A 12006-nucleotide genomic window follows, 5' to 3' on the forward strand; every position below is an offset into this window, starting at 1 on the left:
AACAGACTATTTTAGGTTGTTCAGGATAAAATCCAAAGTTTTGTTGGTGTTCAGTTTTTGGTCAAAGGAATAGCTCTTGTGCGTAATGGGGTGTGACAGTCCCAAACTCTTCAGATATTGAATAATCTCCTCATAATCCAATGACACTTTACCCGTGAGCAGCACATCCATACTTTCTTCTTTTTGGTAGCGCTTGTAAATTTTACGAAGGCCACTCAGGTATAATCGGTCCTTGGTAAAGCCCCCTCCCCTATGCGCCCGAAGGGTAATGCTAAAGGCATCATCCCGATTGAGCTTATATTGTCCGTGGATCAAGTCAAAGGTATCGGCAAAGGAATATCCTTTGATCAAACTGTCAGCAGCCAACACCCTGTATGCCAATTCTTTTAATCGCTTTAAGGTCAACGCCCCACCCATATATTCGCTAAAGACCGCCAAACCTTCCTGGGTCTCCACATTTTTGGGCAGACCGTTGGAGAAGATTTTTAAGGGTTGTTGCAAACCATTGTACGTGGTGACCAAATGCACTCCAATTTCATGGTTGGCCAACGTAAGCAACTGGTTCTTGCTGAACTTGGTGTTCTTTTTGATCAAAAGCGACTGGGAACTGTTACTCACCATGGCCTCGGCGGCAATATTGGTAGAAAACTTAATGTTCAAAGGAAATTCATACTGCTTTACGAAATCCTCAAAATAGGCCCGTGCCTCTTCGGCAGAAAACACTTTTTCCATGTCCGAAGTCATGGGTTCGTCCCCAAAATGGAGGATGAAACGTGCATTTTGCACATCCTTTTCGGTCGGGGTCCCGTAAACGCGTAGCGAGTTGTAGTAAAAGTTCTTGCCCCTTCCAATGGTCTCTATACACTGCACCATATTGGAGTAGTAGTATATGACCTCCTGATACAGTTTTCGGATTCTTTCATCTGAAATTCGCTCCAACCGTTGTGAGAAGAACAACCGATGCAATTTATAGGGATCAAACTTGAGCTTAGGGTATTTAAACTCGGGGTCAATAGTATATTTTGAAGCAAAGAAGCGGTGCTTCTCCTTTTCAATGTTCAAAGGGTTGATGTAGCTCAACAGCTCTATACGGCGCACCAAACGGTCCAGATTGGCATCAATTTCAAACAGGTCGCCATATTCCCTAGCCAATTGTTGTGTTTCCTTTTCTCCTATCATACGTCCGCTTTTTCAAAAGTAGTTACCATCTCCGGAATCAAAATCTTTAATTGCCGCTCCACGGCGTGTACCACTTCGGGAAAAATAATACCGGTATGCTCATCACAATAGATTTTCGAGATTTCAGTCGCCAAAACTAAGGTATTATCAAATTCGCTAGTGATAAATTTTAGAAAATGGCCGTTCCCTTGAAAGGTATCATTGATTTTTGAGGTGGAACGTATTCCATGGGGCAGCTGCATGGTCTGCAATTGTTCTCTCCATCGTTCCGCCAATACCCCAAACCGTTCATTATCAATATTGGAAGTGCCCAAGTTCCAGACTGGTACTTCACGCTCCCAACGCTTCCAGTTGTAGCTGTGCATATCGAATACCAAAACCTTTGGGAATTTAAACTCCAGTTTACGGATCAAGACCTCCACGACTTTGTAGAAATTACGGTGTTTATGTAGGCTCAACTCCCGTTCTACTTCAGATAAAGGGGTTCGCCAGAGTTGTTTGCCCCATGCATCGGTATAGATGGCTGTTTCTTCTGGCCGGTTCAAATCATACTCGAACCTGCTGTCACACCCAGCAATGACAATGGGATGGGATTGCACCATTTGTTTGGTACAGGGGTCTTCCTCGTACCAGCGTTCGTATTCGGTATGTAGACAATTGTCCCAAAGTGTTCTTCTAAAGTGGCGACCATCATGAACGGCTCCACATACATAAGGAACGTATTCTTCAATCTTTATAGTAAAGGAGTAATCATCGGAAACCGCTTCAAAACATTCTTCGTTATTGATACGAAGAATCATATCATCAATGCTACACCTAAGCATTTTCCACTTCGTTACGTAATCGGGACCTGCGGTCAAAGGCGGTCAGTTTGTCCAGCACCTTGCTTTCTATGAAATCGATTACCTTGGTCTGGATTTTGGTCTTGTAAGCCTTGTTGATATAGGTAATACCCCCTGGAGACATGACATTCACCTCCACCAGTTTGCCTCCTATCACATCGATGCCGACAAAGTAGAGCCCATCGTTGACCAATTTTGGGCCAATCTGTTTGCACAGTGCCTTTTCTTCTTTGGTCAGGGTGTGTTTTGCCACAGACCCCCCAGCAGATACATTGGAGCGATGATCGTCGGAACCGGGAATCCTCCGCATGGCGCCAATGGGCTCTCCATTGAGCAATAAAATACGGATATCCCCTTGGTCCGCCCCTTCAATGTATTCTTGAAGTATGACATAGTTGGAACTTCCATCTGAGTTGGTTACGTAAAAGTCCAATAATGAATTAATATTGGACATCGCCGACTTTTCAATAAGAATCACCCCAGAACCACCATAGCCGTTCAAGGGCTTTAAAATCATCTTGTCCGCAGTCGAGGCTTTGATCTGTTGAATCAGGTATCTCTTGTTTTTGGACACATGGGTCGCCGGGATGATATTGCTATGGCTATCCCCAAAAGCAGCAGTGTATAATTTATTATTGGCCTCACGCAGCCCTTGCAGTGAATTGACGATGAACACATCGTCCTTCACCGAGTCCAGAAAGTTGAGCATCAAGGGGTCCAAGGGGGGATTTGCTCGCATAAAAATCACATCAAATCCTGCCAAGGGAAGCATTTCTTCGCGGATAGTGGCCTGTTTGTAAAAAGTCTTTTGACTGCTGGAAATCTTTTCCTGTCTATTGATCACGGTACAGAAAGCACTGGTAACACTATTTCGAATGGTCAGATTGGCCGGTGTACATAGGGCCACACCGTGCTTTCTCCTTACACACTCATGGATCAAGGCCAAGCTGGTGTCCGTTTCAGGATTAATCTGATCCCACGGATACATTAAAAAACAGATGTTCATGGCAGTATGTTTTTTGTTATTTAACTTCATCGTAATGGTCGTCCCATTCCTCCACGTGAGGCTTCCCCAATTTACCAACCGATTTGGCCACCACCATGGAAACGGTGGCATCCCCAGTAACGTTAACTACGGTACGACACATGTCCAAGGGTCTATCCACTGCGAATATCAAAGCCAAGCCTATGGCCAACTTATCTGCTGGAAAACCAATGGATTCCAGCACGATTACCAACATCACCATTCCCGCGCCCGGTACAGCGGCAGAACCAATGGAAGCCAACAGGGCAGTCAATACTATTGTTAATTGATCGGCAAAGGTTAGGTCAAACCCAAGGGCCTGCGAGATAAAGACCGCGGCCACCCCCTGATACAAACTGGTCCCATCCATGTTAATAGTGGCACCAACAGGCAATACGAAACTGGACACTTCCTTATCCACACCGATATGCTCTTCCACACGCTCCATGGTCACCGGTAATGTTGCAGCACTTGAACTGGTAGAGAACGCCAACAATTGGGCAGGACTCATTTCTTTCAAGAACCAAAATGGATTTTTCTTGGTAAAGACCGAAACCACCACACCATAAAAAGCTATCATCAGTGCTAGACCCAATACCACGACCCCTGCATATTTCAACAGGGCCAACAACAAATCTGGATCACTTGAGGAGACCACAACCGCCGCCAAAAGTGAAAAAACAGCGTAGGGAGCCGTTAGCATAATCAAATCCACCATCTTCAGGACCACATCATTAAGCGAATCGAAGAAATCCTTCAAAGGCTTTGCCTTTTTCTCGCCGATCAACAACATGGAAATCCCCAAGAAAATGGTGAAAAAGATGACCTGTAGCATCAGGCTATTGTCACTCATGGCCGCCAGAGCATTATCTGGCACCATATCCACCAAAAACTGTAATGGTCCGCTATCCTTTTGTCGAGAGGCTTCTTCGAGTTTGGAGGTAACCCCGGCATCATTGGCATAGGTTTCCGTGAGCTTGACAACGGTTTCCTGGGATATCCCTTTTCCAGGTCGAACCACATTGACCAACACTAACCCAATGGTAATGGCCACCACTGTGGTGACAATATAAATCCCTATGGTTCGTAAACCTATGTTCTTAAACTTGGAAATGTCCTTAAGGTCTGAAATCCCTTTGACCAAGGAAGCAATGATGAGGGGAATAGCTATCAGCTTTAGGAGTCTCACAAAAATGGTCCCCAAAGGCTGGATCCAATCCGACACAAAACCCTTTCCCCAATCCACTTGGGTCATTCCAAATCCAAACAGTATCCCCAATAGCATCCCGATAAGGATTTGCCAATGCAGTTCAAGTTTACGCATATTCACTTTTTAGGAAAGTAATATACTATTTTTGATGGGAAACGACCTAAAGCAGGTCAGATTTTGTTGGAACGCGCCAATAGCGTATAGTCCGCAAGGACCAAGGCTGCCATGGCCTCTACGATGGGAACGGCTCTGGGCACCACACAGGGATCATGCCTTCCTTTGCCTTGAGTAGTAACTTTTTCGCCTTCTTTATTGATGGTGTCATAGGCCTGCAACACGGTAGCGACAGGTTTAAATGCCACATTGAAGTAAATATCCATTCCATTGCTGATACCGCCCTGGATACCGCCACTACGATTGGTTTTTGTGGTACCGTCCGGGTTATAGGCATCATTGTGTTCGCTGCCTTTCATGGCAACCCCATCAAAGCCACTGCCATACTCAAAGCCTTTTACGGCATTGATGGATAACATGGCCTCCCCCAATTTGGCATGGAGTTTATCAAAAACAGGCTCTCCAAGACCGATAGGTACATTTTGGATGACGCAGGTAACCACACCTCCGATGGTATCGCCCTCTTTTTTAATGGATTTGATATACTCTTCCATATGTGTCGCCATTTCCATATCCGCACAACGAACAGGATTAGACTCGATTACGGAAAAATCGAGTTGGTCATAGTTCTTCTCCAACTTGAGCGCACCTACTTGGGAAACATAGGCGGTTATTTTAATATCACTCAACAATTGCTTGGCAATGGCCCCGGCCACTACCCTGCTCGCTGTTTCCCTAGCCGAACTCCTACCTCCCCCGCGATAATCACGAAAGCCGTATTTTTGATCATAGACGTAATCGGCATGGGATGGGCGATAAGAATCCTTGATATGGGAATAATCCTTGGATTTCTGGTTGGTGTTTCGAATGGCAAAACCAATGGGCGTTCCCGTGGTCTTTCCTTCAAAAACACCTGAAAAAATCTCTACCGTATCAGGTTCTTTGCGCTGGGTAACTATGGCCGATTGTCCCGGCTTTCTCCTATCCAGTTCTTCCTGGATCTTTTGAAGGTCCAGTTCAATTCCCGCAGGACAACCATCAATGACCCCGCCCAAGGCAACACCATGCGATTCCCCAAAAGTGGTCAGTCTAAAAAGTTGTCCAAAAGAATTCCCAGCCATCCGGTATAAAATTTAAGAAGTCCAAAGGTAAATGTTAAAAATCATATTCAAAAACAACCTGACCACTTAATGTTATTGTAACATATTGCCCTAGAGATTGATGTTTATTTAACGATATGCTCATGAAATATTGATTTGAATTTGATTTTAAGTTTATTCCTACATCCTTAATTTGTAATTAAACCCTATAGGATTGAAAAAAAGGAAGATAGAACTTGCCGTCATATCCGATGTACACTTGGGAACCTACGGTTGTCATGCCCACGAACTCATCGCTTACCTCAACAGCATACAGCCCAAGAAACTCATTTTAAATGGGGACATCATCGATATCTGGCAGTTTAAGAAACGGTATTTCCCGGCAGCCCACCTAAAGGTGCTCCGAAAAATAATTGGAATGGCCTCAAAAGGGACTGAGGTTTACTATATTACTGGAAATCACGATGAAATGCTCCGTAAGTTCAGTGACACTTCAATGGGGAATTTCAAAATTTCCAATAAATTAGTGCTGAACCTGGATGGGAAAAAAGCTTGGATTTTCCATGGCGACGTATTTGATGTTTCCATACAAAATGCCAAATGGTTGGCCAAACTGGGCGGGTACGGATACGACTTACTTATTCTCATCAACAGTTTTATCAATTGGGGCTTGGTGAGAATGGGCCGTGAAAAATATTCCCTTTCCAAGAAGATAAAAAACAGCGTAAAACAAGCCGTGAAGTACATCAATGACTTTGAGCGCACTGCAGCCGACCTCGCCATTGAAAATGACTACGATTATGTCATCTGTGGACACATCCATCAACCGAAAAAGGAACGCTACGAAAACAAAAGAGGAAGTTGTGTCTATCTAAATTCTGGGGATTGGGTGGAGAACCTTACCGCCTTGGAATATTCCTTTAAACGTTGGAAGGTCTATCATTACAACCATGACCGACTATCCCCTTTCTTTGCCGATGAAGACCTCAAGGAAATGGACATGAACGAACTCATTGCCTCCATTACCGACAAGGAGGTGGAGATTGAAAACGTTTCCGAAGAATACGAAGGCGAAAAACTGGAAAGTGAAAAATCCTTAAACGACCAAAGCCTGTCTCAAGATTGACACTGGATGCTGGGCATCCCGCTCCGTTCCATCCTTGATTTGATGCCTACAGCTGGTTCCATTGGCAGAGATCAAAGTATCCCCGTCAGTTTTCCTTACAGCAGGGAACAACTTTAAACCCCCTACTTTCATACTGGTGTCATAGTGCTCTTTCTCGTACCCAAAAGACCCCGCCATTCCACAACATCCTGATGCGATGATGGAAACCTTGTAGTTTTTGGGCAGATTAAGCACATCAAACGTAACCTTTTGGTTACTCAATGCCTTTTGATGGCAATGGCTGTGAATTTTTACCGTTCGCTCTTCTTGGGTGAAACTATCCGAGGTAATATGTCCTGCGGCAATTTCCGAAGCCAAGAATTCCTCTATCAAAAATGACTTGGATGCCAACTTTTCCAAGAGGGGTTTATCTTCGTAAAGTCTTTGGTACTCATCCCGGAACGAGAGAATTGCTGAAGGCTCCAATCCCACAATAGGGATATCCCGGTCCAAAATTCCCCTCAGTCCCTCCATATTTTTTGCCACCAACCTCTTGGCCTGTTTTAAAAAGCCCTTGGATAAATACGTTCTACCGCTTTCCGCATAAAACAACTCCACATCATAGCCTAGTTTACACAACAATTCTATGGCATCCTTGCCCACTTCAATATCCAGATACTTGGTAAACTCATCCAAATACAAAACCACCTTCTTCTTGGAAAGGTCCGTATTTTTCAAGTTGAATTGCTTCAAATGCTTCTCAAAATTGAATCGATATACTTTGGGTAAACTACGCTCTTGGGCCACTCCCGAAGTTTTCTTTATAAATCCTCCGATAAGCTTGGAATCGTACATAGCATTGGTCAAACCGGAGAGTTGACTCCCCAAGGCATTCAGTTTGGTGTTGTAGGCAAACAGCTTGCCGCGCAACGGATATCCGTTGCTTTCTTGATACTGATACAAAAATTCAGCCTTTAATGTTGCCACGTCCACATTACTGGGACATTCGCTGGCACAAGCCTTACAGCTCAAGCAAAGGTCAAAAACTTCTTTGAGTTCTTTTTGATCAAACCGATTGGTTTTCTCCGTATTCGTCAAAAACTCACGTAACGCATTGGCCCTTCCCCGCGTAGTATCTTTTTCATTTTTGGTGGCGTGGAAACTGGGGCACATCCCTCCGGACATATGATGACTCTTTCGACAATCCCCACTTCCATTACATTTTTCCGCCGCCTTTAGGATACCTTCACTATCTGAAAAGTCCATCAAGGTATCCACTTCCGGTTCCTTTCGGTCCACTTTATACCTCAGAGATTCATCCATGGGGTAGGCATCCACAATTTTCCCTGGGTTGAAAATATTATTGGGATCGAACAACGATTTCACCCGTTTGAGCAATTCGTAATTTTGTTCCCCGATCATCAAAGGGATAAACTCGGCACGCACAATACCGTCTCCATGCTCCCCGCTGAAACTTCCTTTATATTTTTTGGTGAGTTTGGCCACATCGGTGGTGATGGAACGAAACAACACCACATCCTCTGACTTTTTCAGGTTGAGAATGGGCCTTAAATGCAGCTCCCCCGCTCCTGCATGGGCATAATACACCGCATCTTGGTTGTATCCTTTCATAATCTGGGAAAATTCGCCAATGAAATCTTTCAAATCTTCCAAGGCCACCGCAGTATCCTCAATACATGCCACCGCTTTGCGGTCCCCTACCATATTCCCCAAAAGCCCCAAGCCCGCTTTGCGGAGCTCAATGGCCTTGTTGATATCATCTCCCATCAAAACAGGGCTGGCATAGCTCAATCCTGATTTTTCTATGGTATCCAATAAACCTTTGAGTTGTTTTTGAAGCTCTTCCTCGGTATGGGCCCTCACCTCCAACATGAGAATGCCTGCCGGATCCCCATCTACAAAAAACCGATTGGCCAACTGCGCCCTGTTATTCTTGGTGCAATCCAAAATAACCTTGTCCATCATCTCACAGGTGTGCAGATTGTGCTGCATTACAGGAGCCACATCACTTAAACAATCCTCCAAAGTACTGTAATGCGTCGCTACCATAGCAGACATTGGCGGAGGTAAGTCATCCACCTGTAGTGTAATCTCTGTGGTGAAAGCCAAAGTACCTTCACTCCCGGACAGTAACTTGCACAAATTAAAGTCTTCCTTAAACTCACCGAACAAGTTGTTTTTCAACAATTCGTCCACTGCGTATCCCGTATTTCTACGGTGAATACTGGCTTTGGGGAATTCTGCCTCAATGTTGTCCCGATTCTGTTTATTGGAAAGTTCTTTCTCCAGATTAGCATGGATGGTCCCTTCCAAAGAATCTTCCTGCTTTTTCTTGTCAAATGTTTCTTTTGAAATTTCAGCAAAAGAAGCTTCACTGCCATCGGATAAGATACAGTTCAAAGCTACTACCTTGTCCCTAGTAACCCCGTATTGAATGGAAGTTGTTCCGGAAGAGTTGTTTCCGACCATCCCTCCGATCATACATCGATTGGAGGTGGATGTGTTAGGCCCAAAAAACAAACCAAATGGTTTTAAAAATTGGTTAAGCTCGTCCCTAACCACCCCAGGCTGCACACGTACTTGCTTCTTTTCCTTGTCCAGATGAAGAATCTGTGTGAAATTCCGCGATACATCCACAACAATACCTTCACCCACACATTGCCCCGCCAATGAGGTTCCTGCGGTTCGAGGAATCAAACCTACATTATGGGTATTGGCAAAATGAATCAAAGCCTTGATATCATCTATATTTTTCGGGTAAGCCACCGCAGTGGGCAATTTTCGGTACACCGAAGCATCCGTGGCATACAAGGCCCTGCTAAGGTCGTCCATCAACAATTCTCCATCCAATTTATCCGACAGAGATTTTAACAAAGATTTATCCAATCTGGAACAATTTTTGGTGACTGAAAGAGTTTCAAAAGTGTCATATAGACACTACAAAATTATTTTAATTTTAATTAAAAAAGAGAACCTCATGAAAATTACCTCATTATTTGCTATGCTTTTTTTATTTGCCGCAACCGCAGTGAGTGCGCAAGATATTGCCAATCACGCCCTTGGACTCCGTTTAGGGGATAGCGACGGCTTTGGGGCAGAAATATCATATCAGAAATCCATTGCGCAGTACAATAGGGCGGAATTTAACTTAGGCTGGAGGGACAGCCGTCATTTTGACGCATTCAAACTCAGTGGTGTATACCAGTGGGTACATCAGTTAGACGGCAACTTTAACTGGTATTACGGTGTTGGTGGCGGACTTGGAAGTGTAGACTTTGACCCAGAACCCAACTTTGACAATGACAACGATGGCGTCTTTGTCTTCGCTGCCGGGGATATTGGGGTGGAATACAACTTTGACATTCCATTGCTCCTTTCGCTGGACTTTAGACCCGAAGTGGGCCTAGTGGGCTACGATGGGTTCAGTGATAACTTTGACTTTGACATTGCGTTAGGTATACGATACCAATTCTAAAAAAGAGAACTTTACAGATATTGACCCTTGGCGCTTTACAAATGCCAAGGGTTTTTTTATGCCATAAGGAATGAATACCTTAGCAGCTTAAACAACAAAACATGAGAAACGCATTAGCAATCTTCCTAGCAGTTTTATTTTTAGCCTCGTGCCAATCGAAACCTAAAGGATATACCCTAAATGTTACCGTAACCGGAGAACCTGAAAATGGGACTACCGTCTTTCTACGAACTACGGACTCCCTTAACCAATTGGTGGACTTGGATACCACCACCATTGAAAATGGAGCTTTCAGCTTTACGGGAACACAAGCCGAACCCAGACTATCCTATATTTTTCTGGAATCTGGAAGAGGAAATGTTCCTTTGATCTTAGAGAATGGGGATATCAAAATCAGGTTTCCAAAAGACAGTATGACCTATGCCAAATTAGAAGGCACACATCAAAATGATCTTTTCATGAACTTCTTGGAAGAGTCCAGGCTATTGTCGGAAAAAGCCATGTCCATGCAAAATGACATGCGGATGGCCGCTCAACAGAGGGATACGGCAACGGTAACGGCCTTACGTGAAGAGTTCATAGAATTTCAAGAAGAGGCCAAAAGTTTCAACGTGGAGTTTGCGAAAAACAATCCAGATGCTTTGATATCGGTATTAATCATTGGTAATTTAATGGCCAGCAAAGCATTGCCCCAAGAAGAGATAAAGGCTATGTTCGAAGGACTTTCCCCAGAAATAAAAGCTTCTGAGCCAGGAAAACAAATTAAAGAACAATTGGACAGGATGAAATCCACGGAAGTTGGCGTGAAGGCTCCCGATTTCTCCGCTCCCACTCCAGATGGGGATGTATTGGCCTTGAGCGATGTAACCGCCAAAGGCAAACTCACTTTGGTCGATTTTTGGGCCGCATGGTGTAGACCTTGCCGTGCCGAAAACCCAAACATTGTTTCTGTATACAACAAGTACAAGGACAAAGGCTTTAATGTAATCGGGGTTTCCCTGGACAATCGTGCAGAAGACTGGAAACAAGCCATTGAGTCCGATGGATTGGCTTGGAACCATATCTCCAACCTAAAGCGGTTTCAAGACCCTATTGCCCAATTGTACAATATCAATGCCATTCCTGCTGCGTTCCTTTTGGATGAAAACGGGGTAATCATTGCCAAAGACCTTCGCGGTCCTGCCTTGGAACAAAAAGTGGCCGAAGTTCTTAACTAAAGAAATACTCCACTCAGATAATAAAAAGGCCCCTGATCAGGGGCCTTTTTATTGGATTATATTTTTCCCAGTTTCTCCAAAATAAAGAGAATCACTATAGGCACGGCCAATAAAACCACGATAAAGGTGTCGGTCACAAAAAGTTCGGGCATAAAGAGCAAGGTAACCAAATAGCCTCCTATGGCCCCTCCAAAGTGTGCGGTGTGCCCTATGTTCCCCAATCTACTTTTCATCCCGTAGATGGAGTACAAGAGATACCCGATCCCCAACACATAGGCCGGCAGTGGAATGGGAATGAACATAATTCCCAACTGCATGTCCGGGTTCAACAAAATTGCGGAATACAGAATTCCTGTGACGGCACCGCTGGCCCCCACGGCACTGTAATAAGGTTCATCCTTATGAAAAAACATGGCCAACAGACTCCCTGCTATCAAACTGATAAAATAAATGATCAAAAATTTTCCGGGACCAAACCACCCGATCACCACATTGGCAAAAAAGTACAGGGTAAACATGTTAAAGAACAAATGGGAAAAGTCCACATGCAAAAAGCCTGAGGTTACAATCCTGTCGCGCTGTCCGGCCCGAATTCCACTGATATTGAACTTATATCGGTCAAAAAAGCCGATATCATTGAATCCCTTAAGGGAAACCATCACATTGGCAGCCATGATGGCAATGGTGGCGATATGTAAATTGAACATGGTTATTAAGGT

General features: G+C 44.3%; 10 protein-coding genes. 3 read left to right on the forward strand and 7 right to left on the reverse strand.

Annotation, left to right across the window (positions count from 1 at the left end):
- Positions 1 to 6 precede the first annotated feature (6 nt).
- Genes F8C76_RS04705 through aroC form a run of 5 tightly spaced genes read right to left on the reverse strand, consistent with a single transcriptional unit; the run spans position 7 to position 5490 of the window.
- On the reverse strand, positions 7 to 1179 hold the full coding sequence (locus F8C76_RS04705) for a peptidase MATCAP family protein (RefSeq protein ID WP_152130675.1): 1173 nt from the start codon (positions 1177 to 1179) through the stop codon (positions 7 to 9).
- Complete coding sequence (locus F8C76_RS04710; protein WP_152130676.1) at positions 1176 to 2003, reverse strand: N-formylglutamate amidohydrolase; 828 nt, start codon at positions 2001 to 2003, stop codon at positions 1176 to 1178. Before F8C76_RS04710 ends, F8C76_RS04705 begins: the two co-directional genes overlap by 4 nt.
- The gene (gene gshB / locus F8C76_RS04715; RefSeq protein ID WP_152130677.1) at positions 1996 to 3027 is read right to left on the reverse strand and encodes a glutathione synthase; all 1032 of its coding nucleotides are present in this window, start codon (positions 3025 to 3027) and stop codon (positions 1996 to 1998) included. The genes F8C76_RS04710 and gshB overlap by 8 nt, the downstream gene beginning before the upstream one ends.
- A gap of 16 nt (positions 3028 to 3043) precedes the next feature.
- Positions 3044 to 4369 (reverse strand): dicarboxylate/amino acid:cation symporter, encoded by a 1326-nt coding sequence (locus F8C76_RS04720; protein WP_129652480.1) that lies wholly within the window; start codon positions 4367 to 4369, stop codon positions 3044 to 3046.
- Positions 4370 to 4425: 56 nt separating this feature from the next.
- The gene (aroC, locus tag F8C76_RS04725; protein WP_152130678.1) at positions 4426 to 5490 is read right to left on the reverse strand and encodes a chorismate synthase; all 1065 of its coding nucleotides are present in this window, start codon (positions 5488 to 5490) and stop codon (positions 4426 to 4428) included.
- A gap of 193 nt (positions 5491 to 5683) precedes the next feature.
- On the opposite strand from aroC, the gene F8C76_RS04730 reads away from it, so the two are divergent.
- The gene (locus F8C76_RS04730) at positions 5684 to 6595 is read left to right on the forward strand and encodes a UDP-2,3-diacylglucosamine diphosphatase (protein WP_152130679.1); all 912 of its coding nucleotides are present in this window, start codon (positions 5684 to 5686) and stop codon (positions 6593 to 6595) included.
- On the opposite strand, the gene F8C76_RS04735 is transcribed toward F8C76_RS04730, so the two are convergent.
- Positions 6566 to 9481, reverse strand: coding sequence for an FAD-binding and (Fe-S)-binding domain-containing protein (locus F8C76_RS04735; RefSeq protein ID WP_152130680.1), 2916 nt, complete (start codon positions 9479 to 9481; stop codon positions 6566 to 6568). The genes F8C76_RS04730 and F8C76_RS04735 overlap by 30 nt on opposite strands.
- Before the next feature lie 91 nt (positions 9482 to 9572).
- On the opposite strand from F8C76_RS04735, the gene F8C76_RS04740 reads away from it, so the two are divergent.
- Complete coding sequence (locus tag F8C76_RS04740; RefSeq protein WP_129652484.1) at positions 9573 to 10070, forward strand: hypothetical protein; 498 nt, start codon at positions 9573 to 9575, stop codon at positions 10068 to 10070.
- Positions 10071 to 10171: 101 nt separating this feature from the next.
- On the forward strand, positions 10172 to 11287 hold the full coding sequence (locus F8C76_RS04745; protein WP_152130681.1) for a TlpA disulfide reductase family protein: 1116 nt from the start codon (positions 10172 to 10174) through the stop codon (positions 11285 to 11287).
- Positions 11288 to 11343: 56 nt separating this feature from the next.
- Here F8C76_RS04745 and F8C76_RS04750 read toward each other — a convergent pair whose 3' ends face one another.
- Positions 11344 to 11994 carry a rhomboid family intramembrane serine protease gene (locus tag F8C76_RS04750; RefSeq protein ID WP_129652486.1) on the reverse strand — a complete coding sequence of 217 codons (651 nt, stop codon included), beginning with the start codon at positions 11992 to 11994 and terminating at the stop codon, positions 11344 to 11346.
- Positions 11995 to 12006 lie beyond the last annotated feature (12 nt).

It is taken from the genome of Flagellimonas olearia, from assembly GCF_009184425.1.
GTDB classification, from domain to species: domain Bacteria; phylum Bacteroidota; class Bacteroidia; order Flavobacteriales; family Flavobacteriaceae; genus Flagellimonas; species Flagellimonas olearia.

What these genes read in the sequence shown, in the direction of transcription:
- F8C76_RS04720 (WP_129652480.1), bottom strand. Translation starts at nt 4,369, where the DNA reads ATGCGTAAACTTGAACTGCATTGGCAAATCCTTATCGGGATGCTATTG.
- F8C76_RS04740 (WP_129652484.1), top strand. Translation starts at nt 9,573, where the DNA reads ATGAAAATTACCTCATTATTTGCTATGCTTTTTTTATTTGCCGCAACC.
- F8C76_RS04705 (WP_152130675.1), bottom strand. Translation starts at nt 1,179, where the DNA reads ATGATAGGAGAAAAGGAAACACAACAATTGGCTAGGGAATATGGCGAC.
- gshB (WP_152130677.1), bottom strand. Translation starts at nt 3,027, where the DNA reads ATGAACATCTGTTTTTTAATGTATCCGTGGGATCAGATTAATCCTGAA.
- F8C76_RS04745 (WP_152130681.1), top strand. Translation starts at nt 10,172, where the DNA reads ATGAGAAACGCATTAGCAATCTTCCTAGCAGTTTTATTTTTAGCCTCG.
- aroC (WP_152130678.1), bottom strand. Translation starts at nt 5,490, where the DNA reads ATGGCTGGGAATTCTTTTGGACAACTTTTTAGACTGACCACTTTTGGG.
- F8C76_RS04750 (WP_129652486.1), bottom strand. Translation starts at nt 11,994, where the DNA reads ATGTTCAATTTACATATCGCCACCATTGCCATCATGGCTGCCAATGTG.
- F8C76_RS04710 (WP_152130676.1), bottom strand. Translation starts at nt 2,003, where the DNA reads ATGCTTAGGTGTAGCATTGATGATATGATTCTTCGTATCAATAACGAA.